The organism is Pedobacter sp. FW305-3-2-15-E-R2A2 (assembly GCF_038446955.1).
Taxonomy (GTDB): Bacteria; Bacteroidota; Bacteroidia; order Sphingobacteriales; family Sphingobacteriaceae; genus Pedobacter.
Map to the genome: position 1 here is coordinate 6,044,039 of NZ_CP151803.1, position 25,269 is coordinate 6,069,307.

Consider the following 25,269-nt stretch of genomic DNA (forward strand, 5'->3'; position numbering starts at 1 on the left):
TGGGCAAAGCCGATGGGAATCAGTTATTCCACGTTTAAGGCAAAGACAGAAGGGGCCGACCTGCCCCTCTAATTACTTATTTGAAAAATGGAGACGTAGAAGCCAACTAACCCAGCAATAAGCTGATCAACAGGATCAGCGTAAAGTCGGCGTGTTCCTTCAATTGTTTGCGAAAAAAATTCAAAGAAGCAACCATGTAGTTTTCTACCGTGTTAACAGATAGATCAAGATTTCTGGCAATCTCTGAATAGGTCATGTTCTCTTCTCTGCTCATTTCATAAACCTTTCTGCGCTGGGGGCTCAACTGGTTTAACTTCTGGCGGTAAACTTGTTCCAGTTCTTTGCTGTCCAGTTCATGATCGGCAGATCTCGACGTATGATTTGAATCTTCGGAGATCAATTCCAGGGACACGGTATTTAATATCTTTTTGCGGTAATGGTTATAGATGGCATTCTTTACAGAACGATAGAGGTAGGCTTTAAGGTTATCCTCGATGGATACTGCTCCTTTAGTTTTCCAGAGGCCAAGCATGACATCCATCGTAAGCTCTTCAGCAATCTCTGCTTCTTTTACGTTTTTTAAAGCATAGCCATAAAGCGGGTCATAATAACGCTTAAAAAGAACATTATAGGCGGAAGTATTCCCCTGACTATATTTTTCCAATAAAATTTTATCCCCTAGTGATGTAATTGATTCTGACATGCTTGTATCAAAGAAACTCTTTGACGCAAAAATAGGAGCTGAAATCCGTGGGTATATTAAGGGAACATTAACTTATAAAGAAGTGCTCGTAACAACAATAGGAGAATAAACACATCTATATATTTAAAATGAACAACGCTATATATTTAATATTTACCTTCCGGCTTTAAAACATCAGCCAAATGTCACCGGTCTTCCTTGAGCTCCTATTTATACATAGTATCTGTATCCCAATTGTAGGTGTATTAACTTATGGGTGGATTGAAATGACAGATATGGATAGAAATATACAAAATGAATTAACCGGACGGCCAAATCTCATGACAAACACTACCGCCCGGCTGGTCTGCTAAAGAAGAAAGCAAGACCATATGGAGGAACAAAATATCCAGCTAAAATCTAGTTCGCCACATTGACACTCATATTGGCGAAAATGGTGGGACCAAAATCAGTTTCTCCGATAAGGTAAATAAACTGCTGACCGGTTGCTCCAAAATCTGCTCCGCTAAGTGTGATGGAAGTTTTACCATTCACAGGCGCAGAGGCATAAAACTCCAGTCGTGGGTTTCCCATTACGACCCACCTGAGATCCGTCGCAGTACCCGTACCAAATGCAACGTTTGCAGTATACTCATAAGGGCCACCACTCAGACTAACATTGCGGGGTCCGGTCATGTTAAGCAACACTTTACTTTTTTTAATTAAGGTCTTTGTGGATACTGTTTTTCCTTTTGAACCCGTGTCATTATTTGCATTAACACTTAATGAACCAATCAAAATAAATAGCGACAAGCTTAAAATTACAGTCTTTTTCATTGTTTTTAATATTTAAGGGTTGATTAATAACTATTAACATACAATTTAGTTAAAATTATTATAATAAAACAAATAGATATAAAAATATTATTCTTCAGAAAAATAAAAACGTTTCACGTTAATACCCATTATCAACGAATCCCCTACCTGAACTCTTTAAAGGTATTTTAACAGGAAAAATCAGTTTTTATGTTCATCATGCTCAGTCAGCAGCAAATAAATCAACCTGTTTTTCCCATAAAACAATAGAAGTCCGCAGAGAAAAAATAAACCTATCTACCTATAAATGAGAAAGAAACAACAGCAACACAACTCAAAAAAGAAAAGTTCAGGTCAACATGTTTTTTTCAAAGAGATAATGACATCAAAATACATTTACATATTCACATCCAGATATCTATATATAAATAAATCCAAAACAAATCACATACATAGACATATTAACATCTAGACATCAATATATAATAGATGTATTGATATACTTATACATTGACACACACAGACCAGACCTAAGTACAAAACACCCTCTTAAAGCATCTATATCGCAATTTTAATCTGCTATATATTAATCACATATAGAATATATCCAGATATATTGAACCAAAGAAACATCCATATCAATATATCTTAGTATCATTGTGTTCTTGTATAAAGATATATTGATATGAAGATTATTGCTATAATAAACCATAAAGGTGGTACAGGGAAAACAACCTCCACCCTAAATATTGGCGCTGGATTAGCGCGTATAAAGAAGAAAACCTTACTGGTTGATATTGACCCTCAGTCGAACCTAACGGAGGGCTTAGGATTCAGGGATGTGAAAGTTTCGATTTACGACAGCATCAAAGACGATGTAGCACTTCCAATAGCATCCGTTTCAGAATACCTGGACATCATCCCCTCTTCTCTTGATTTATTAGGAGCAGAAATTGAACTGGTTTCCAGACTAGGAAGAGAAACCATCCTTAAAAGACTGTTAAAAAGTGTAGAAGGAAAATATGATTATGTATTGATTGATTGCGCACCAGCTTTAGGAATGCTAACGGTTAACGCATTAGTCGCAGCCGATACCGTAATGATTCCTTTAGAAGCGGAATATTTTGCCTACAGAGGAATTGACCGTTTGATCTCTATCATTTCTGACGTCCGGACACATTACAATGAAAACCTGACCATTGGCGGAGTATTCATTACTAAGATCAACCCAAGACGTGTCATCACAGAACAAATCACGGAAAGCATCAAGAAATACTTCAGCGACAAACTATTCGAAACTTCGATCAGGGTTAACGTTGCACTGGTAGAAGCGCAGCTCAAAGGAGTAGATGTATTTGAATACGCTCCCATATCAAATGCAGCAGTCGATTACGCAAATCTGACTGATGAAATTGTAGAAAAAATATAAAGATTATGGCAAAAAAGAACTTAGGTGATATAGAGGATAACAACAAGAACTTAGGAGGTGTATCTGCCTTATTCAATTCTCCCTCAAAAGAGATCCCTGCTACCAAAGCCGGCAGACCGGAACCACTCGCTGAAGAGGAAACCGTTACTTACCCATTGAGACTTAAAAAGAGCTCCTTAAAAGCTTTAAAAATACTCGCGGCACAGCGGGGCGTTACGGTGAAAGAATTGATTCTTTCTGTAGTAGACAAAGCCTACGAACTGTAAATCCAGCAAAGAAAAGCGCTGATGTGTAGATATATTGATTTCTATACATCAGCGCTTTTAATAAAAAAGGCCCCGAGAACTGTGGTTTCCGAGGCTTTAGTATTGAGAGAGCATTAGGGATCGATTTTGTTATCAGAATCGTCTGGGGGGATATATAGATTGACTCTAATTTCTTGTTATGGCAATGGAGGAATATTCCTTACTAACATTGTATACTTATATATTTAAATAATTGAACTTTGCATCTTTTAATTAACACAACAAATGTAAAGAAGAAAGGGCCGAATAAATATTTCAGCCTATTTCAACGATTGGATGAAAGCAAAAAAAAATTCACAAACACCTATAAATCCTACAATAAACCCCCAAAAAAGTAATTTCCGGGGGTTCAATATATTCCAGTAAAGAATAAAAAAAATAGCTTATGGACAGGTTAAAGGATAAGCCGGACCTGTACCATTATACCTCGATAAAGCACGTGCATCGGAATAACTTTCAGGATTTGGTTTCGTTGGAAATTGAAGGAAAATATCATTCACTTCAAGCTTTTCCCATGCTCCACGCTCCGCATTCCAAATGGAATTTCCTTCTACCACCTCATCAAAACGGATGTTAAACGCCCATGGATTTTTGAACGAAACAAATTCATCTCTAATTACAGAGTTTTCCGTTCCTACAGGAGAAATCGTCCTGTTTTTTTCAGTAAGGAATTCCAGATATCCTGGATTAATCCAGCAGAACGAAATCATGCCCATCACGATCGCACCAAATCCAAGAAAGGATTCATCACCACCGGCACCCAGATCATCCTCAATATTATTCTCCATCGCGGCATTGTAATCTGCCTTATTCAGGCTGAAAGTTTTGTAGTTTGTCGCCATGATCTCTTCCACATTCGCATGGGAACAAGGAATAGCACCTCCCGTATCGGTCACTTCATAGCCATTGCCAAATAAAGAAGTAAAAAGGGAGTAATAAGCAGCCAATGCTGCTGGTCTTTCTTCCGGAGCAGGCGCAGCAGGAATTTTGATCACAAAAAGATCCGAACCACCTAACCAGCCATTGTTAGAATTGGGATCGTAAGGAGAATATACGGATATTGGCGTTGGCGGCTGGCCTTCATGTTTCTCCACATTTTCAATGATAAACACATTCGCTCTCCAGTTGAGCTTCTGCTCTTTTGGGAGAAACCCTTTAAACACTTCATTTTCAAGGATGTTTGTCCATTTAACATTAGGTACACTGATGAATTCTTTCAAAAATTCATCATCTTTCCAGCCACGGGCGATACTTTGTAAGTAGGCTGTACGAAAAGCCATTAATTCGGAGGTTAAATTCATTGTTTGGTTTTTTTATGTTAAAGAAATAATTCTTGCTTATTTAATTCTGATTCTGACAACTTCGCCGCCTGCCAGGAGAGCTGTACCGGAAGATCAAACAAACGGCTGTTCCCCAATTCCGGCCAGATGAAAATTAAGCCGGGAATAATGACTTTGACGGTATTTAAAAGTGCAGCTGACCTTGTCGTGTTGACCACAAAAAGATCAAATCCTAATCTTGCTGTTTGCGCCATACAGTATTCCACATCTTCCTTAATGTCTGTGCGGACTACAACAGGGTAATCCTCAAAGACTTTCTGACGAATGTTTGTGGCCGGATACAAAAAGGACTCGTTTGCTATCTGACTAAACTTAAAAGCGGTCTTGTGCTGTTTATTAATCACAACGATCTGATACAACTCTGTTAATGCCCTCGTACAAGCAATCCCAATCTCCGGATGAGCACCAAAGCCCAGGCGGAATTCATGGCTCATTTTATTCTTTCCAACAGCAACAACAACAGGAATTCCAAAATCATGGGTCAGATCGAGGATCCAATAATCCCAATGTTCATCCAGGGCATTTTTGATTTTACCCAGCGCATCCACATTCAACTCCTCTAAACAAACAGCTGGTCTGGAGACGCGGTTATACCACCATATCGCTACTGCATCCCTTTCTATCAACTCTAAAAAACCCTGCAGGACAGCCTCTTCAAGTGTATTTCCCGCTGCACATCCATTAGAATCAAAACGCATATACACCTCATCGGGATAAGGTGTATTGCTATAACAAAACGTAAATGGGAACCAGGCTTTTTCCTGATTCAATAAAGAATATGCAGGTGTCCAGTGTAATTCCGCATCGTCTGGCATCTCCTTTACCGCTTGCCGCCCGCTCAAATCTTGAGCAAACCGCAGCAGCTGATCCGGACTATAACGCTTTAATGCCCCCGGAAAAAACACTTTTGCATCCAACTGATCCCCCCTACCGTACACGCATTCTTCCGTACCATCATACATGGCATTATACCTTTCTATCGCTTCCGATAAGGCACTTATTTTTGACTGTTCTTTTGAAATCCCTTTTCCTAAGGAATACTGAATAAAATCATCACTTTTCAGTAAACCTTTCTTTTGAGGCACTTTAAAGAAAACCGTAGCGTAAACACTTAATGCATCCTCATCACCCGTCAGACAATTAACCGGATGTACAATTCCTGTGACCGAACTGATAACAGATTCCAGATTTTTAATGGACTGTGCAGGACTAACCGTGCGATAGCCACCATCATTCGTCTTTGTTTTAAGCCCAGAGCTGAATATAAGGGCTGACTGCTGCTTTTCCTGTGGCTCATTACATTGCCTGCAACGATGTTGAGGACTGACCGGATGCACTGCAATTTCGCCAGTCAAAGCATCTATCGTTGTCAGCCTGGACAGATTTCCCTCCATGATCCCCTTTAATGTATCCACAAGAAGATTCCGGTGAAGAAGGAAATGATCAACAGAAAAAACAACAGGAATTGCCATTGGCCATAACTTGTGCCCAGTACCCCATTTACGGACTGGTTGATTTCTCCAGAGCTGCAGGGAAAGGCAATCATAACAGGCAATTGACGAAGATAAATGCTTAAACAAAGGCCCCAGCATTAATTGCGTTCCACTCAGTTTAATGATCACCCACTGCGTCATATCCTTTAAAAACTCTGCCTGTACCCTACCTAACCGTGGATCCAGATAATCATCAGTAAAGACAAAAAGTGTAGGAATGTCTACTGAAATCTCTTTAACGAAGTCCGACAACAGTGAGGTTTCGGGAATATCAGTCAGCAGTAGTACACTGTGTTTTCCAACAAGCACCTCTTTTGGATTCGAAGTGTAATCAGGCACAAAGACCAGTTCTTCCGGCTCTTTATCCAGCAATAGTCCGGCATCCTGAAATAAATTCACACCATACACCGCAAAAACCTCATCCTGAAGGCTATTGAACAATTTATTTCCGTTCAACAGGAAAGAAACCGTTGCCTCATACTCCTGCTGCGAACAAATAAAGTGATCAGTTTCGGCTAAAAAAAGATAATTTCCATTGCCGGCCGACTGCTGGCTGTACCTTTTATTCCAAAATAAAGGTTTACCAAAATAATCAAAATTCTTTTTCTTCTCTTCCCCTTTCCCTTCAAAAGCCAGCAGGACGATTTCGTAAGGCACTTCCCCGTTATTTTCATTTTTAAAATCTGCTTCAGCACTGGCATACGCCGGAGAACTGCCTGCTAAAGTATTGTAACGGCCGATAATTTCAATCCCTGAAACAAGGCCCGTCATTGCATTGGTATTTTTAAACCCTGCCTGAAAATGTACTTTCTTCGCGCTTCTGTTATTGATAATCGTCCCGTCGTAAGAATAATCAGGATGGCAATAATCAAATAAGATGCTCACTTTTGCAGCCTGCTGCCTTGCTTTCTGACCAATATTATAAAGTAATTTTTCTAGTTTTTCCTGCGTTAAATAAGGAGACACACCCTCCATAATCAGCAATACAGGCCGAGCATCTTGGTTCCACAGTTCGTCCAGCCAATTTGCATTTTCTATGTCATCACAAGCTTTATTGCTGATATTCGATTGTTCCTCATAAAGTACATTTCTAACCTCAACAACATGCTTCAGATCAATGTTAATCCATTGATAACCGCTTCCTTTTATGGGCAATCTGTTCGCACGGGAACAAAGACCACAACCCAAATTCAGCACAATTGCTTCCCGGTTTTTCGACAGGAATGCGCTCGTGACCCGATCAAATATTTTTGCCCGTTCTGTAATGGAAAAGATGAAATCCTTATCTTCTTTATCAATCGGAACGGCCGCTTTAACCTCATTTTTTATCGCGACCGCATACGGATCAGAAAACTGAAATTCCGGATAATACAAGGTAGCTAAAGCCCTTGCTTCCAAAGTATACATCATAGAATAAGACATCGATTCCAACAGTTCTATTTTATTGGAAAGGATGGAAGGAGCGCTCTTAGTCAAGTTATTTTGATTTTATAAACATTGATTTTGTATTTAGTAATTCTTCTTTATAGAAGTATTCTTTATTTTCTTCACAAAGTGCAAGACACCGATCTATCCGTACCATTGCCTGCTCCTGAAATCCATTCTCAAACTCCCAAACGGCAGGTAATGCCTGGTAATAAGTTAATCCTAATTTACAACCCATGCCATCCAGCTGTGCGATGATCTGATCTATCGAGTGTACATCGTCGATGGCCCAGCAGTTTAATGCGGCTGCGTAAGCAGAGAAGGCAACAAGGCCATATTCTTTAGCCAGAGTCAAAATTTCGGTGGTCAGCGCTGCCGTCTTTTCTTTTTCTCCTTCAAACTGGTGTATTGCACTGCGATACATCAAGGTAAGACAAAGGGAAGGAATATGGCTGATCTTTCTGGACCGTTCAATTGCCCAATCTGCCCGTTCTTTTCCTTCTTCCTTTTGACCATTTAACCACATCACCTGCCCCAGCATGGAAGAAGCATAACAAAGATTATCGATCCCGATCGTCAATTCATTTGGCTGGTCAACATCATGATTTAAAGCATTCATGATCGTCTCCAGAATGAGAATAGAGGCATCAAATTCCCCATCAACATACAGGTGAATTCCTTTTAAAATTCCCGCAGATGTCTCCAATGTGGGATCGTTCAACTCCTTTGCAAGCTGTATCAGATGCTGTGTGATCTCCTTTACTTTGTCGCGCTCACTCGCCACATGGTAATACGTAATCAATGCCCAGTAAGAGGAAACGGAATTCATTAACGAAACATTGCTTTCTCCAGGATTCTGCACCAGTTTAAAGGCCGTTTGCACACTGTCCTTCACCTCTTTGGCAGACCAGCCATACTTTGCCATCAGGGCATTGGTTTGAATGCAATAAATCGTCAATTCATCATCTTTACTCTTCAGTTCTTCCTCCTGACAACCCAGCCAGCCAATGACCTGTTTTGCATAGGCCAATGCCTCGCTGTTTAAAGACCTGTCTAAAGATTGTTTGGCCGCCCGAATTCCATAATGTACGGCTTTCGGATGCGCTGCAGCTTCGGCAAGATGTCTTGCGATCTCAAAGGGATTTTCCTTAACGATCGCAGGGAAATCGACCTCTAAGACTTCTGCAATTCTTTCATGCGTCTCTCTTCGATGCGCGTTGAGCATTCCGTCATAAGCTGCATCCCGGATCAGCGCATGGCGAAAAATATAGCTTTCTCCCTGTACATTTCGTTGCAGGTAGATCAGGTCTTTCTTCAGCAATTGCTCAATATCAGCCTGCACCACCGCTTCTTCCGATAAGGAAGATTTAACCAAAAGATCATAACTAAACTCCCTTCCGATAACAGCCGCAAGCTGCGCTGTTTCTTTTGAAAACTTCAATTTATCCAGTCGCGCGTTTAGCAGGTCCTGAAGTGTCGTTGGAATACTTTCCGTTGAAATGGTGTCCCTCAGCTGATAGGTCTCCTCCTCTAAAATCAAATGCCCCTGATCAACCAGCATCAGGGTAAACTCCTCAATAAACAATGGAACACCATCTGTTTTTTGAATCATATACTCAAGCGCAATATCTGAAATAAATTTACCACCCAAAACACCTTCGATCAATGCTCTGGTTGAATTTACCGCAAAGGGTTGTAATGTAATTTCTATTGGTTGTATTTGCGACCAGCGATGTGCATACTCCAGACGTGCAGTCAGCAGGATCATCACCTTTCCCTGTCCGGATTGGCTTATAAATTCAATAAATTCCTCACTGGTTGGGTCAGACCAATGCAAGTCCTCCACCAGGAGCAGGAAGGAGCAACCTTTATCTATCGCAAAAAAACACTTTACTAAAGTGTCAAATAGTATTTTCTTTTGCTCTTCCGGAGAAACCTGACTAATGCTCAGGTCATCGGGCACAGGAATTGCCAGCCAGGAACAAAGTATCGGAAAGCTTCGTTCCAGATCGCATCCTGCTTCAGTTAAAGCGCGCTTCAACCTTGCTGATTTTTCTTTATTATCCGTTGAACTATTGATTCCCCACTGACTGTAGAACATCGTCAGGAAAGGATAAAGCGCATTATTCTGATGTTCAGGAAGGCACTGGGCTACTTTGACCAGCCCTGCTCTTGTGCGAATACCTTTGACCACCTCATAGCTTAACTTGGACTTGCCGATACCAGCCTGACCAGTTAGCAAGACCACCTTATTTTCCGGGGAGTCTTCGAATTTCCATTCATTTAGAATCTGCTCCAGCTCCGTCGCCCTCCCTATCATTTTACGCCCGGTACTCCAGGGCCTTAAAAAGGAAAGCGCTTCTGCCTCACATTCCCCTTTCAATAAAAAGGCAGACGTAACCTGATTGGCGGCAGGATCTGCGGGAAGGGAATCAAATTCAAGAAAAGACTGCAACAATTTACGGGAACTTTCGCTCGCCAGAATTTGCCCTGGTTTGGCCTGATACATCAGGTCAAAAGCAGTATTGGCAACCAGTCCTTCGGGAAGTTGGTGGTCAAATACCATAACATTCCCCGTATTTATTCCCATTTGAATTTCCAGCCTCACCCCATGCTGCTGATATAGCGCCGCACTTCTTCGCCGCACCTCACTCAGCAATTCCAGTGCAGTTCTGCCTGCCCTCCGGGCATCCGTATCATTCACTTCAGGAAAACCAAAATAAACAACGATATGATTGGTGATGCTTCCTGCGATCGTACCTCCAAATTGTATCGCGGTATTCCGGCACAGGTTAAGCTGATCTTTTTGGAGTGCTTCCCTGATTTCCAAGTCTGACTTTGTCTTTTCTGTGATCTCTAAATTCAACTTGAGACACAATACCGTCATTTGCTTTTTCTCGGTGAACGCATTTTTTTTCAAAATGAAATTAGCGACGGTTAACGCATCGTCTTCCTCATTCAGTTCTTCTGAATCCCTGTCACTGAGGTCACCTACGATCGTATTGAAGTTGATTCCTGCATATTCTTCAAACACCGCCTTCGCATCCCCCATTCGCTTATGCTGACTTTTATCCAAAACACGTCTCAGCAAATCTGCCAATGGGTGTCCTGCGATAAAAGATGGCAGAGGAACATTCAAAGCGTTGAGCTGGTTATGAAATACTTCAGCAACAGATCCACCTTCAATGGCAGGCCGTCCCTTTAAACATTCTATCAAAATCAAACCCCAGGCATATAAATCTGACTTCAGCGTTGGATATTCTCCACGTAATTGTTCAGGAGCGCTGTAGGTTGGTGTTCCCAAAGCCTCCGTAATCAGGGTCAGATCCCTGGTGTCGTTGGTTTGATTATTTTTGGTAAAGGCCCCGATTCCAAAATCCAGGATCTTCGCATGAGGCTTCGATCCTGTTTGTGTGACCATGATGTTGGCCGGCTTTAGATCCCGGTGTACAATCCCAAGAGAATGGGCACATGCCAATGCATCTAAAACCTGACCCATCAGTTCTTTTGTAGCGATGGCCGACAAGCCACGATTGGTATGTATCAGTTCTTTCAGAGAACATCCGGAGATGTATTCAAATACCGCAAAGGGTTCTCCTTCGGCACCATAACCCCTGTCCAGCAATTTAACAATATTAGGATGGTTCATTTCAGCACAGAGCTGGGTTTCCCGCTCAAAACGCAAAATCTGACGTTTCAGATACTGCTCTCCTTTTTCCTTCTGGAGTTTCAGCATTTTTATAGCGACCGTTTGTCCAGTACTGATCTGCTTCGCTTTGTAAACTAACCCGTAGCCTCCTTCTCCTATTTTTTCATCGAGGGTATAGTTATCGTGAAGTAGAAAATCCTTTTCTTTATTGTCCATTGTATATGACATGAGATTTGTTTTTTGTATAAGGTGTTTTTTCAGAACGAACTTTATTTAATTCAAACTACCAATGGCATTTTCTTTATTTATCCGAAAGTTATTATGCTCAAACCGCAACTCTCCATTTCGCCTTTCGATAACATTTGAAAGGAGATGACCAAAAGGGTTCAACTCCATTAAGCGCTTCCTCAATCGATGAATTTGTAAATTCACGTAATAGTTATCAATTTCTTTCAGCAGTTCTTTGCCCAGAAGAAAGGTTAATTTTTCCATCGAAATCCATCCCAGTTCTGTTTCCTGGCAACCTTTTTCTAAATCTGCCTGCCTTTTTCTGGCCAAAGCAAGTAAGACCTGATTATAGGTATGCTGCCCCAGGTCCAGTTCTAGATTGTTAATCTTAATCTTTATGGCCACCTCTTCTTCATCTACACTCAAAGAGAATAAAAAGCAGGTTTCAACTGAAATTTCCGGAATACACAAGGTTTGATCGAGTACTTCATTTTCATAAAAGCACCATTCTTTATCCGCGAAAAAAAGACTTTGACCATGCGTCAATGCAATGGTTTGAAGGCCATTATCTACATGCCACCGGTTATCCGCAGTCCTATAGAAAGAGACCTCAGGAGACTCCTCATTTGGATAGGCACTATAAGTTGAAAGCTCAATAATTTCTTTATTTTCAGATAATGATTCCAGAAAGCAGATTGGAGGATTGACATTTAATACCAGCCAAATGGTGTCCTGCTCCTGTCCGAATTGGATTTGATTACCGGCAGCCAGCTTCATACTCAAATGATTGATCCGTTTCCCCTTAAACAGGGTTCCATTACTGCTTTGATCTGCCAAATACCAGGCATTGTCGACAAAACTAACAACCGCATGTGATTTTGAAATGTCATTCCCCGGAACAACGGTCCGGTTGTGTTTTCCCCGTCCAAAATTATGCTCAGAAAAAAGAACCACTATTTCTTCCGTTTGCAAATTCTTAATTATTGCCATATCGTATCTGTGTAAGTAAGCGCTAATGTTGGTTCAGCATTTATACTTCGAACTTATGTGCTTTTAACCGGACAAAAACGGCTAAAAATACCATTTTTTTAACACATATATGCCTGAATATTGACTATTTATAAAATCAAAAAAGACACTTTATAGTTTATAAAATGTCTTCCTTTGTAATTTAAAATTATCTCAACGAATTCCCCTCTTATTCCTAAAGAACCAAGCGTAAGTCATCAATCAATGTCCAAATCATATTTATTTAGTCAAATTCCTACTGGAAATATAGGGAACGATCGGATAAATGTAATCATCGGCCTTTACGCCTAATTTTTCGGGCGAAGAGCCCACAAAAACAGTTTTCTTACCCTGAATGGTAATTCTGCCCTTATGATCAATTTCAATCATTGCCCAGAGCGGGTCCTGGTATGGAACCGTATATTTGATATTCGGACGTGCTTTATCCACTGCATCAGAATAACGTATTTCCTTAAAATCATCCCCCAACCATTGATACGAGGCACTATTGATCTGCACATAGTGAATGTCGTTGATCCGGTTATAATAATCCTGATGATGGTGACCACTCAAGACCAGGATCACTTTCTTCCAGCCCGCCTTTTGATTGGCCTGTTCCAGCGTATAACGCAGCAAAGTACCATTTTCAAGTCCTCCTGAGTCATTGTCCAGCCCTTGATGACAACAAATCACCGAAGGCAGGGAACTCGCTTCCAGATCCTTTCTCAGCCAGTCCAGTTGTGTGGCAGAAATGAACCTTGCATAGCCTTCAGGCCGGGACTTACTTTCATTATGCTCATTTCCATTGAGTACCACAAAATGAAAGCCATTGCGATCAAAAGAATAATACTTTCCCTCCGCTTTCCAGAAATCAACCACTTCATCCGGTTTAAAGCCTCCATCGGTATCATGGTTACCGATCACATGGTATTTAGCTCCTTTAAATTGATTCCAGACTTCCATTAGCGGAGCATTTGTTTTCTTTGGCATACAGAAATCTCCCATCTGGATGATAAAATCCGGAGTTTTTTGATTCATGTCATTGATGAACGCCGATAACCGTTCGATTCCATCATGCATAATGTCATGGTGCAAATCTGCAATCACACCAAAGCGAACCTTTTTATCCGCTGGCTGAAGTTCAGGATAACGTGCCAAGAGGAAGGTACCTCCTGCAAGTCCTGTTTTTGTGAGAAACTCTTTTCTGTTCATTTGTGTTGATGATTAACCTTAATTTTTAAGCTTCATATTTGATGTATTCATGATCAAAACTTCCGTCATTGTAAAGATTGAGCAGGGTATATCCGGGTACGGTCTGTTTATAAGCACTTTTCCCATCATCCCCCGGCTCCCACCAGAAACCACTTGTTGCCCCGTTACAGAGATAGGTGACGTCGTTATACCAGACCTTATCCAGCAAATGAATGTGTCCGCTTAAGCAAAGCTTCACATTTTTATTTTTGTTGAACACTTCAATAAATTTCATCACATCAAGGTGGTTATAGCTTCCACTTATTTTAAAAGGCCCGGTTGCATCCGGCTTACTATCCGTAATCCCTGTACAGCTGAGCAGCGGATAATGAGACATGATGAGAATCGGTTTACCCTGACTATTTTTTTCCACATCATTTACAAACCAGTTCCATTGGATTTCATCAAGCATTCCCGGACTGGTAGGATGGTTGCTGTCCAGCATAATAAAATGCCAGCCGTTCCGGTCAAAGCTGTAATAATTGTGCGGCATGCCCAGCATTTTCAGCACCCCTGGTTTGCCATACATTTCGTCGCCTTTCCCCTGCCACCACATGTCGTGATTTCCCAAAACATGGTGCATTGGAATACCAGTTACCATTTTAACGCTGTCCTTCCAACAGGCCCACTGTTCCAGTACGCGTTCTTTTTTGATGTGGTCATAATCTGCGGCGTAGATGGAATCGCCACCGTTCAGAATCAGATCCACCTGATCTTTTTTTATTTTTTCCAGACAATTCTTAAACCGGTTTACGGCATTATACTCTGGTCTGATGTGCACATCGGTGAGGTGTGCGATTTTTAAAACTCTTTTCTTTTTTGGAGCTGAGGCAAGCGCAGCAGTACCCGTCATACCACTTAGCGCAAGCGTTCCGCCAGCAAGTCCTAACTTTTTAATTAAATCTCTTCTTTTCATAATTGACATCAGGCAAGCGTTCCTGGGTATGGAGACGAATGACCTCATTAAACGAATGGTTTATATTGGTTCTGTTTACTTTCCAATTGGTTCATTTGCAATATCCCGCCTACAAGAACCATTAAGCCTCATTAGCAGAAATGATTACAAATACTAAACAAATTTTAATTTAAATGTAGTTGTTTTTATCAAAAAAAAGAAAAAAGAATGAAAAAATAACGAACAGTTGAGCACCCAAAAAAATGCGTCACACCAACAATAAAATGATCAAAACTAAACAAATCAGTATTTCAGCCTCTTCTTCCGGCTGTTAAAACATGCTAAATCCGCACCGTCACTCAATTCTTTAAAAAAGAACAAATACTAAACAAAACTCAATTTAGCCCTCAACAAAACTAACCCTGATTAGCTTACTTAGCACAGCAAGACAACCAGGGTTAAGGGTATTATCTATTTGTGACCAGTTACAAAACTACAGGCTCAGCTTTACGCCTACTTGTCCTCGAACTCCATAACTTTCTACTTGCGAAGGACGTTCCGGTACTCCGAAATAATATCGGTATTCTGTATTTAGTAAATTATTCGCTTCTGCGAACAACATTAGCTTCGAACTGATGCGACAAGAAAGGTTGGCATCCATCGAGGTATTTTTACCAAAGTATTCATCCCCGTTTGAAGTACTGCCATGCGCTACAATATTGCTCCCTTTATGATTTAAGGCAACTCTTGCCTGCAGTGCTTTGTTTTCATAAAATAAGGCCAGGTTAAACAGGTTATTCGCTTGTCCGGGGATGCGTACTTTCTCTGTTCTGTCAGGAATAGACATCCTGGAACGGATAAAAGTATAATTGGCATTGATTCCCAGGCCCCCAAGTATACCTGGAAGGAAATCCAGCTTTTTGCTCAGGCCCAATTCAAATCCGGCAACGCTTGCATCTGCTCCATTCTGATCCTGAACCACCCTTGCATCCTGTTTACCATTAAATTCCGCATAAAACTTAGCATCAGAAAAGATCGGATCCTTCACATTCTTATAAAAAGCACCTGCGGTGATGGCACCTACATTTCCGAAATAATACTCCGTCATCAGGTCCAGATTATAAGACTTAACCGGCTTAATCGCAGGATTTCCATAAATGAACTTATTATCCTGCGGAGTATACGTACCTCCGGCAACCAATGAACCAAAATCTGGTCTTGCAAATGTCTTCGTTGCCGCAATCCGAACATTTACATGATCATTTGGAGTATATTTCAAATGAAGCATCGGCAACAGTACCGTATAATTATTCGTTTTAGTTTGAGGGGTCAGTTTGCCTCTGTAATTCGGTTGTCCCACTACCGCTTCATATAACCAGCCATCCACCCTAAGCTCCGTATTTTCAACCCTTAGTCCGCCGATTACTGTCAGCTCTTCAGAAGCTTTCCATGTACCCATGGCATATCCTGCACTTTGCTTTTCATACACATCAAAATTAGATCCGGTTTGCACCCCATTTGCCAGCAATGCAGAACCCGCTGAATCGACTTTCAGGTTAGCCTGGTATTTGTTAAAGAAGTTATCCGTCTCTGAGATAGACATGAACTTAGGGAAGATTCCTGTAAACTGATTACCAAATTCCTTTGCATAATCATTGGCATAAGGCTTATTCACCAGGTTAAAATCGGTGTAAGCCGGCGGAGGCATCGTTCCTCCCTTATTATCCCAGGTCCAGGTTGGCAGTTCATACCTTTCGGTACGCAATTTATCCCTGTATTTCAATCCCGCTTTGAATTCAAAATCCCGGCTGATTTTATTTTTAAAGTTTACCTGAGCCACTACACGATCTGTTTCGTTGATGTGATGAAGCTCCATCTGTACCGAGCTAAAAGTATATTTACTGGCATCATTAATGGCATTCGGATCTGGAAGGTGCGTTTGTGGAGAGTTGGGATCAATATCACCTCCGTCCACCTGATAAGCCGCGTACTTACCTCCGATCAGATTGGTATAGCCTACTTTGTTCTGATCGTATTGAACGATATAATACGAAGGGAAGTCTTTGTTCGGGATGTCTCCATAGTTAAAATCATTGTTATAATGGGAGATTTTAAAATCCAAAGTTGAGTTTGTCCCCAAGCTGAAATCACCACCTACATCACCACCAAATAACCTTGTTTTTAGGATATTATGGATATTCTGAGCTTCAGCACGGTCTTTTTCATAACGCAAACGCAGTTTATAGTGCTTTTCGTTGTCATTTAAGGAGCCATACATTCCTCTCACATAGATTTTAGAGTTTTTACCCACTTTATAATCTGCAGCCCCATTAAAACCCATGGTACGACGACGGCCGTAATAATCCCTCAATTCCATGCGCGCGATGTTCTGACCAGCAAAACGAGGTTCATAATTGTCTGTTGCCCATTGTCTGTTCCAGATGGAACCATTGATCAGGAAGCCAAACTTATCATCCTTACTGCGGTTGCCATAAAGCACATTTCCACTAAAGGCGCCTCCATTTGCTTTTGCATTATAACCACCACCCAGCGAAATGTCGAAAGTTTCCTTATCCGGAGAAGTCCGGGTAATAAAATTAACATTTCCACCCAGCGCATCACCTTCCATATCCGGAGTCAATGCTTTAGAGATTTCCACAAATTGAATCAGTTCTGTAGGAAAAAAATCGAAGGCAGTAGAACGTGAATTCGTTTGTTCCTCTGCGGTTGGGATCCTGTCGCCATTAATGCTCGAAGAACTCCATTCTGCAGGCAATCCTCTTAGAGAAATGAACCTTCCTTCGCCCTGGTCTCTTTCCAGAACTACACCGGCAACCCTTTGAACTGCTTCACCAGCGTTACGGTCCGGTAATTTTCCAATCCCCTCGGCCGCAATCACATTCACAATTCTCGGGCTTTCTTTTTGCATATTTAATGCCCTGGCTTCACTTCCTCTTCTGGAAGAGGAGCCGTTTACCCGAACTTCAGTCAGGGTATTTTCATTCGAGCTGAGCGATAATGTACCGAGATTGGTAATTTCTCCTGCCTTCACCGTCACCTCTTTTTCCAATGGCTTATAGCCAATAAATTTCACAAATAAAGTATAGTTTCCGGCCGCCACATTCGACATCCGGAATTCTCCTTTCACATCAGAACTACTTCCTGAACCATTCCCTTTCAGGAAGATGGAAGCACCGGGAAGTGGCCCTGTGTTATCGGTAATTTTACCGGTTAATGCTCCTTTCTGAGCAGATGCGATACTGCTCAGCAATACCAGCGTAAAAGAGAGTAAAAGTTTTAGTTTCATCAGGCTTTTTTTTCGTTGTTAATCGATAGTACAAACCTAAGTTGATGTTTAGCATTAATTACTATTGTATACAAATAGTAAACAAACGATAACAATGTCTTAACACAAAAAACGCGCATAAGAGACCCTGAAAACGAGCCAATTACCGTTTTAAAAAGACTAAAAAACTAGTATTAACCAAGAAAAAATACAGATTAGACTAAGAAACATCTGATGCAACACCCTGGACTTCGGCAGGATTATGTTGTTAGACAAAGGAAGGGTATTTACACAGCCAGAAGATCCGAATCTGAGCTGAATTTTATAAAAAGCACCGGGCAAAGCATTCTATTAAGCGTTCCAGAATCCGCTAAAATCATCAGTTTTTTTTCTTTCGTACGCTTTATGGTTCACCACAAACTTACATTCCGGCGGTAAAGCAGCTTCAATGTTTGACAAGAATTCCTCCTCTCCTTCCGAAGCGGAAATCAGGAGTAGTTTTAAATTCTTCAAACAGCCGATTTTCTCTAATCCATCCGGGATGATTCCGGTTCCTCCTAAATGAAGCAGCTCTAAACTTTGCATTTCACACAGGAAATCAATACAGCCATTGTCTATCGCCCTGCACTCTTTAAGCCTCAGCTCTTTCAGGCTCTCCAATTGGGTTAAATAGCGAATCCCCGCGTTAGTGATATCCGTTCCATCCAGGTCCAACTGTACGATAGACCGCACATAACCAACCATTCTTAACAGCCCTTCGTCGTCTACATTGTAAAGCCTGAAATTAACGCGTTTAAAAAAAGTAGGAATTTCATTGACACCATCAGGGAGGTTGAAATAACAGAAATCCGACCAGAATTGTGCTTCCTTTAATTTTTGCAGTTTTTTCCTTCTCATCAGTTGCCAGTTTGTGGATCAATCGCATTTCCACTCATTTTGGAAATCAGGTTGGCCACATTTTTAGTGCCCAGCTTTTTTCCTATATTCTTTCGGTGTGTTTTAATGGTCAGCTCCGCCACAAATAGCGCTTCTGCAATTTCCTTACTTGTTTTGCCGATGGCGATGAGTGAGATGATCTCTTTTTCCCGTTTTGTTAACCTCAGATGCTGCGTGAAAGCATCTTCAAAAGTATGCGCCACAATGATGTTTGGGTCAAGATATAAGACTCCTTTCTTCATCCCCTCAAGTGCTTCTTCCAGAATGTTTTTTCCTGATATTTTCAGGACATAGGCATCCCCTTTAAAATTAGCCAGATTCAAACCAATATCTGAAGGCTGATACATCGACAAAATCATGATTTTAAGACCTCTGTATTCTTCTTTTATTTTGGTCAGCAATTCCAATCCGTTATAAGGGGGCAAGTTGATGTCAAGCAATAAAAAATCAATCGGGTGCTGTCTCAATAAACTAAACATTTCCGGAACAGAAGCCGCCACAAAGCTCAGTTGCAGGTCAGAACTGCCGGAAATGATGTTGCTCAGGCCTTCTGCAAACAATACGTGATCGTCGGTGATGCCAATATTATAGGTGCTCATTATTGTGCTGATTAAATTCAATAGAAATACTAAAACCTTTATCTTCACCGCTGTCTATGCTAAAATTACCCTTTAGCAGTTTGACCAGATCTTCCAAACTTTTTAAACCCACACCGTCGCTCACTTTATCCTGCGCTAAACCAACGCCATTGTCTTCCGCGTAGATGGAGACCAGATCCTGCTCCACCATCACCTGTAAAAATCCGGAGCTTGCTTTGGAATGTTTCAGCAGATTTTGCAGTATTTCCTGCACCATCCTATAGATAATAATCTCGTATTGTACGGAGATCCTGTCTTTATTCCCCAGCCATTCAAACTGCAAATCGATCTTACCATTATTGATAATTAACTTCACCATTTCGGCAATGGACAGATATAGTCCTTTATCCTGCAGGACCAGGGGAGAGAACCCATGACTCATCGTCCTCACCTCCTGCCCCAACCTGGTAATGGCCCCGGCTATTTTATCCCGTCCCTCTTCTGTTAGGGACATATTATCCGTTTCCAATCTTAAAAATCCGAGGTTCGCCCCTACCGTATCGTGCAAAAGTGACGACATGCGTTGCATTTCTTTTTGCTGATAGATGGCGGTTTCATTAAAAATATTTTCCTGTTGAAGCTGAGTTTCCTTCAATAGCCTTTCTGAATCATCTTTATAGGATTTGAAACGCAGGGCCAGAGCAAAGGCCATCACCATACCTTCAAAAAACAGGCCCCAATAGACCGCGGAAGAAGTAAAATTATTCCTTGGCAGAATTTCATTTTGCTGAAGGACATAGATCAATGAGGAAGCAAAAATAATCAGCAGGGAGACCACAGAATATCCAGCGTAGCGGATGCCCTTTTTAAGGCAATAAATACCTTCCACAAGGATTACCATCAACACCAAAGGATAAACGACCCTGTTGGTATGCACCCAATATCCCTGAATCTTATAATTCCCTGAAGCAGAAGTAGCAACTGCAAGGATAAATAAAATGCCAAAGACCAGCAGCAGCCGCTTATTGAAAAGGTAGATTCTGGGCATTTTCACTGGAAGATTCATCAGGTTATTGAAGAAATTTACCTGAGGTATAAAACTAAGTGCAAAAACAGCAGGCCTGATGATATCATTCATAAAAGGATAATCAGGATAAAAATACATGAACAGATGTCCCATGCTCGTTCCCAGGTAAAAGGCAATCATCAAAATGTAAATGCTGTACCATAAATACATATTCTGCCTGATGCTGATAAACAGATAAAAATTAAAAACAAAAAGAAACAGGGTGATTCCAAGAAATAAACCAAAGAGCAGATTTTTAGACTGACTCTCATACAGGTAATGTGATTCTGTATAAAAGTTAACCGGAAGATCGAGTTTGGTATATCTTTTATCTGTGGCAATTACAAAATCACAGTCTTTATAGTCCTGACCATTGATATGATAAATGAAGGAGGCCGTAGGCAAGGGCCTGGTAGAAAAATTCATGTTATCCCCACTGCGCTCAAATGCCTTTACAATACTGTCTTTTCTAATGATCCAGCACCTTAGAAAATTAATATGAGGATTGTTGATGTCAATAAAATCGAAATCCCCGTACCGCAGCAAGGTCCGGATCGGAATTTTAAGCCAAACACAATGTGGAGCGTTACTAATGGGTATTTTACCGGTACTGAGCACTTTCCAATCCTTCATTTTTAAAAAGGTCGAATCGCTAAAATCATTGCCCGGACTAAATGCATACTGAATGCGGGCACCCGCGTAGTCAATCTGGCGACCATTACTGGTGATTTCCAGTTGCGCCCATGCAGCTGGAGCTGTAAAAAGCAACAAAATATAAATCAGCAGTTTCCCTGGCATCTCATAAAAGTAAACAATACAATTTCGAAATGAATACAATGGCGCTAAAATACTCCTTTGTAGGTATTGTTTTAAAATTGCCTCTTTTTCATTTTTGAGTAGCAAACGGAAACTCCGCTGGACAATAGAGAAATCAATTTATGCCCTCAAAGACCTGATCAGATGATTGGGTCTTTTTTTCTTTCAGATAAGCGAGTAACAATGCTTTTAAATCCTTTGGCTTGAGGTAACCAAAGAAACTATATTGCAGCTTATAGTGCTCGTCCAGGATGAACCACATCGGATAAGCAATGTCTTTATTGCCTTTTCCCAGAGCCAATGCCAGTTCATGAACTCCGGTAGACGGCCCATTCGGCTGAAAATGATACTGTTCATGATTAAAAAATATGGTTTCCTTATTTTCTGCATTCAGCCTGAGGTAATACATCTCCTTACCTAACAGCGCAGCAAGTTCTGCAGACTTCTTTATCCCATTTTCCTGCATCATACAATAGGTACACCAATCTGTATACACGTTAATAATGATCGGTTTTGGGTGTTTGGCTAAGCTATCGGGCAAGGCCCCGAAAGAAATCGCAACATCGCTCTTTTGCGCAAAGCCTATAAAAGGGAATACACCCAGGAGCAGGCACCAGTAAAATTTAGTCAAGATCATATGCTCCTTTTCTTTGATGATGGTCTTTTACAACTTTTAATGCCTGTTTCAATTTTGAGATTTCTTTAAGCAATTCTGTCGCCTTTTTCCGATCCTTAAACATCAGGTTCTCTCTGCTGATCAACACTTTTCTATTCGATATTTCTGTCTGGAGTACTTTTATTGCAATTTCCATAATTCATAATTTAATTAAATAAGCGCCTGCAAATGCAGGCGCTCAAAAGGAAACCTATGGCTTTTACCTGCGTTACAGATGAGTTTCCTAAACTTTATTTAGACAAATCTAAATAAAATACAAATACAACTAACAACAAAAGTTAGATAAACCTAAATATTGACAGAATATTGCTTTTTACGTACTTTACAAAACATTAAAAAACATCAGCATTATGGGATATGACATCAGCTATCACCCGATAAATGAAACAGAGATTAAAGCCTGGTATTTTGACGTACTTAACGATCCGGAATTAATTTCCGGCATCACAGCGCAACATCAGGTAGACGATTTCTATAAAGAGAAATATCAGCAAGTAATCAGCATTGGATCAGGAACAAAGCCTGATGATTCTTTTGAACGTTCCCACGGTTATTACCTCGCAGTTGTACAAGGCTTTCTCCGTAAGTATTACTATACCCGAGGTTCTGCATTTTCATTTTTACTGGAAGAAAGACCCTATTTTGAAAGATACACCAAAGATTTTAAAACGATAGTCCCTGAAAGCATCAGCAATCCGATCAGCAATAGAATTGCTCAGAATTACAGTTCAGGTGTATTTATTCCAGCCGAGCAGGTAACTCAGTTACTGGAAGATTATGCAAATGATGCAGCGCTGAGGGCAGATCTTGACGGTTTTTTTTCTGATGGCAGAATCGGGGTTTTCCTAAAGGCATTGGAAGATGCAAAACAACAAGAACTTGGTTTACTGGAGGCTACGGAAGTTATAGAACCCAACCCATTAAACCTCAATGATTCCGCCTGTTATTCCAATTTATTTAATTGTGATCAGGAAGGCGCCTACCTTTTCAAACAGGCTGCAATGGAGCAAATGAAAGCGATGGAAGAACAAAATAACCTTCAGCCCGGAGAAATCACAAACAATGTAGGGCGCACAGTGATAAATATGGAAGAAGTCGAAGAAAAGGAAAAGAAAGGATTTTGGAAAAAGCTATTCGGATAGCTGCTGTCCTTTATCATTTCTCTAAAGTCATATCTTTTCTATTTACGCGTGATCCTTGCATAGGTCTTACAGATTAACCCGATATTTGTCTTTTCGATGAAAATCTGTTTATCCTATGCAAAATCTAAGTTCCAATACATTCGTCAATAATTTTACCGAAAGCTTCGATGGAGATCAAAGTGGCAGTCTGCAGCCAAGACAAACTCCCGGAGTTTTATACAGCAAAGTGATGCCAAGTCCGGTTAGAAAACCTCAGTTACTGGCCTGGACAGAAGATCTTGCTGCGGCGTTGGGAATAAACACACCGGATGAGAAGGATGTAGAACTACTTGGAGGAAACTTTGTTAATCCAACAATGCAACCCTATGCTGCCTGTTATGCAGGGCATCAGTTTGGTAACTGGGCAGGACAATTGGGCGACGGCAGGGCAATTACCCTGGGAGAATGGCCACAGTCATCGGGTAATTCCTGGGAACTCCAGCTGAAAGGTGCAGGGATGACTCCTTACTCCCGCAGGGCTGATGGAAGAGCAGTACTTCGTTCTTCTGTCAGAGAATACCTGATGAGTGAAGCCATGTATCACCTGGGGGTTCCAACCACAAGGGCTTTGAGTTTAGTCGCTACAGGCGATCCGGTGAGACGTGATATGTTTTATGATGGAAGACCGGCAAATGAACCAGGGGCTATAGTGATGCGCGCAGCGCCCAGCTTTTTGCGCTTTGGGAACTTCGAAATGCTGGCGGCAAGAAAGGAATATGATCATTTAAGACAACTTGCCGACTGGACAATTGAAAACTTTTACCCTCATATAAAAGGGGAAGACAAGACTTTAACCTGGTTTAAAGAAGTCCTGGAAAAGACGGCAACGATGGTCGTAGAATGGCTTCGTGTAGGTTTTGTCCATGGCGTGATGAATACCGACAATATGTCGATCCTCGGACTGACCATCGATTACGGGCCTTTTTCATTCCTGGATGCTTATGATCCGAACTTTAGTCCGAATACCACTGACCACCCGGGGCTCCGTTATGCCTTTGGCAAGCAACATTCTATTGCTTACTGGAACCTGGGTTGCCTGGCCAATGCCATCGCTCCTCTTTTTGAAGATACTGCCGAACTTGTTAAAGCCCTGGAGAACTTCGCTCCTGTTTTCTACGAAAAATATTATGCAATGAAGGCCGGAAAAATGGGATTAGATGAGGTCAAAGGAAATGATATTGAACTGATTGATCAGTTCGAAAATCTATTGGCGACACTACAACCCGACATGACCATTTTTTATCAGTTACTGATTGAATTGCCGGAAGATTTGCAGGATGAACAAGCAATTACAACTTATTTTACCCCTGCATTATATGATCAGCCAAGCAGCAGCGAACGCGAACTTCTGAGCAAGAATATCAAAAATTATCAGGCAAGGTTAGCATTGAATAAGACCTCAAGAGTAAATGCTCAATCACAGATGAGGGCCAACAATCCAAGGTTCATTCTAAGGAATTTCTTGCTGTATCAGGCTATACAGGAATTGGAAAAAGGAGAAGATGGACTTTTCAAAAGACTACAAGCTGCGCTACAAGATCCATATGCTAAAACTCATGATGAGTTCTTTGTACTGAGGCCGGAATGGGCAAACGAGCAGCCAGGCAGCGCCACACTATCCTGCAGTTCATAGCTCAATGAAAAAGCAATGCTTTTTCATTGAGCTATGAAGACAATAATCCGATTACAATAAGTCCCCAAAGTATGAGGCCTATTACAACCAATATGATTTGTCTGGTACTTAATCCGTCATCTTCATAGGAACGTACCTCAGAAGATTCTTGTAAACCATAATTTAAAGCGCTCACACTAGGCAGGAAAAACAAACAGCTCGAAAGACTAAGCAGAAAAAAAGGAGGAGGAAAAAAAGAGCACATGCTAACTCCAATGATTAAAATATAACTAATTACCGGGAAATTGCTCCCTTTATATCCTTCCTGTATGGCAAACTGCCGAATTCTAGTTAACAAAGCCAGCATAAAAAAGAGATTAAATAGGACTCTGATTGCCGGATTAGCATTAGATCCTTCCTTCTGAATAAAAAAGACCCAGGCCTTATAAATCCACCAAATTGGATACAACCCAAAGGTTAAGAAACTTAACAATAGGAATTTAGATTCTTTAATTAGATACTGAGGTTCGATTTCATCATTATAGAAAATCGGTTGACCGAGATCATCTGTTTGGTCCTGAGGCGTCATTTAATTAA

General features: G+C 41.0%; 19 protein-coding genes. 4 read left to right on the top strand and 15 right to left on the bottom strand.

The features are described 5' to 3' along the window. Positions 1-106 precede the first annotated feature (106 nt). Complete coding sequence (locus AAFF35_RS24365; RefSeq protein ID WP_342329146.1) at positions 107-703, bottom strand: RNA polymerase sigma-70 factor; 597 nt, start codon at positions 701-703, stop codon at positions 107-109. Between the two features lie 399 nt (positions 704-1,102). Beyond that, complete coding sequence (locus AAFF35_RS24370) at positions 1,103-1,519, bottom strand: hypothetical protein (RefSeq protein ID WP_342329147.1); 417 nt, start codon at positions 1,517-1,519, stop codon at positions 1,103-1,105. 664 nt (positions 1,520-2,183) lie between these two features. Between AAFF35_RS24370 and AAFF35_RS24375 the strand changes: the two genes are divergently transcribed. Continuing rightward, complete coding sequence (locus AAFF35_RS24375; RefSeq protein WP_342329148.1) at positions 2,184-2,927, top strand: ParA family protein; 744 nt, start codon at positions 2,184-2,186, stop codon at positions 2,925-2,927. 5 nt (positions 2,928-2,932) lie between these two features. Next, positions 2,933-3,193: a hypothetical protein gene (locus AAFF35_RS24380; RefSeq protein ID WP_342329149.1), complete on the top strand. Its 261-nt coding sequence runs from the start codon at positions 2,933-2,935 to the stop codon at positions 3,191-3,193. 422 nt (positions 3,194-3,615) lie between these two features. Here AAFF35_RS24380 and AAFF35_RS24385 read toward each other — a convergent pair whose 3' ends face one another. The 12 genes from AAFF35_RS24385 to AAFF35_RS24440 form a co-directional block, all read right to left on the bottom strand. After that, positions 3,616-4,533: a hypothetical protein gene (locus AAFF35_RS24385; RefSeq protein WP_342329150.1), complete on the bottom strand. Its 918-nt coding sequence runs from the start codon at positions 4,531-4,533 to the stop codon at positions 3,616-3,618. Positions 4,534-4,550: 17 nt separating this feature from the next. Continuing rightward, entirely contained in the window at positions 4,551-7,541 is a 2,991-nt protein-coding gene (locus AAFF35_RS24390) for a TOMM precursor leader peptide-binding protein (RefSeq protein ID WP_342329151.1), read from the bottom strand. 1 nt (position 7,542) lies between these two features. Further along, complete coding sequence (locus AAFF35_RS24395; protein WP_342329152.1) at positions 7,543-11,367, bottom strand: TOMM system kinase/cyclase fusion protein; 3,825 nt, start codon at positions 11,365-11,367, stop codon at positions 7,543-7,545. Between the two features lie 45 nt (positions 11,368-11,412). Next, positions 11,413-12,357 carry an FHA domain-containing protein gene (locus AAFF35_RS24400; RefSeq protein ID WP_342329153.1) on the bottom strand — a complete coding sequence of 315 codons (945 nt, stop codon included), beginning with the start codon at positions 12,355-12,357 and terminating at the stop codon, positions 11,413-11,415. Positions 12,358-12,615: 258 nt separating this feature from the next. Then, positions 12,616-13,587, bottom strand: coding sequence for a metallophosphoesterase (locus tag AAFF35_RS24405; RefSeq protein WP_342329154.1), 972 nt, complete (start codon positions 13,585-13,587; stop codon positions 12,616-12,618). A gap of 25 nt (positions 13,588-13,612) precedes the next feature. Next, entirely contained in the window at positions 13,613-14,542 is a 930-nt protein-coding gene (locus AAFF35_RS24410; protein ID WP_342329155.1) for a metallophosphoesterase, read from the bottom strand. Between the two features lie 472 nt (positions 14,543-15,014). Beyond that, positions 15,015-17,828, bottom strand: coding sequence for a TonB-dependent receptor (locus AAFF35_RS24415; protein WP_342329156.1), 2,814 nt, complete (start codon positions 17,826-17,828; stop codon positions 15,015-15,017). Positions 17,829-18,158: 330 nt separating this feature from the next. Next, a complete protein-coding gene (locus tag AAFF35_RS24420; protein ID WP_342329157.1) occupies positions 18,159-18,704 on the bottom strand; it encodes a hypothetical protein in 546 nt (181 codons plus the stop codon). Further along, positions 18,704-19,342: a response regulator transcription factor gene (locus AAFF35_RS24425; protein ID WP_342329158.1), complete on the bottom strand. Its 639-nt coding sequence runs from the start codon at positions 19,340-19,342 to the stop codon at positions 18,704-18,706. Before AAFF35_RS24425 ends, AAFF35_RS24420 begins: the two co-directional genes overlap by 1 nt. Next, a complete protein-coding gene (locus AAFF35_RS24430; protein ID WP_342329159.1) occupies positions 19,329-21,185 on the bottom strand; it encodes a 7TM diverse intracellular signaling domain-containing protein in 1,857 nt (618 codons plus the stop codon). The genes AAFF35_RS24425 and AAFF35_RS24430 overlap by 14 nt, the downstream gene beginning before the upstream one ends. A gap of 133 nt (positions 21,186-21,318) precedes the next feature. Then, positions 21,319-21,840, bottom strand: coding sequence for a hypothetical protein (locus AAFF35_RS24435; RefSeq protein ID WP_342329160.1), 522 nt, complete (start codon positions 21,838-21,840; stop codon positions 21,319-21,321). Then, positions 21,827-22,015: a hypothetical protein gene (locus AAFF35_RS24440; RefSeq protein ID WP_342329161.1), complete on the bottom strand. Its 189-nt coding sequence runs from the start codon at positions 22,013-22,015 to the stop codon at positions 21,827-21,829. The genes AAFF35_RS24435 and AAFF35_RS24440 overlap by 14 nt, the downstream gene beginning before the upstream one ends. A gap of 214 nt (positions 22,016-22,229) precedes the next feature. Here AAFF35_RS24440 and AAFF35_RS24445 point away from each other — a divergent pair, with 214 nt between their 5' ends. Both AAFF35_RS24445 and AAFF35_RS24450 read left to right on the top strand, forming a co-directional pair. Next, positions 22,230-23,021 (top strand): hypothetical protein, encoded by a 792-nt coding sequence (locus AAFF35_RS24445; RefSeq protein WP_342329162.1) that lies wholly within the window; start codon positions 22,230-22,232, stop codon positions 23,019-23,021. A 115-nt stretch (positions 23,022-23,136) separates the two neighbouring features. After that, entirely contained in the window at positions 23,137-24,693 is a 1,557-nt protein-coding gene (locus AAFF35_RS24450; RefSeq protein WP_342329163.1) for a YdiU family protein, read from the top strand. A 31-nt stretch (positions 24,694-24,724) separates the two neighbouring features. Here AAFF35_RS24450 and AAFF35_RS24455 read toward each other — a convergent pair whose 3' ends face one another. After that, on the bottom strand, positions 24,725-25,261 hold the full coding sequence (locus tag AAFF35_RS24455) for a hypothetical protein (protein ID WP_342329164.1): 537 nt from the start codon (positions 25,259-25,261) through the stop codon (positions 24,725-24,727). Positions 25,262-25,269: the final 8 nt, after the last annotated feature.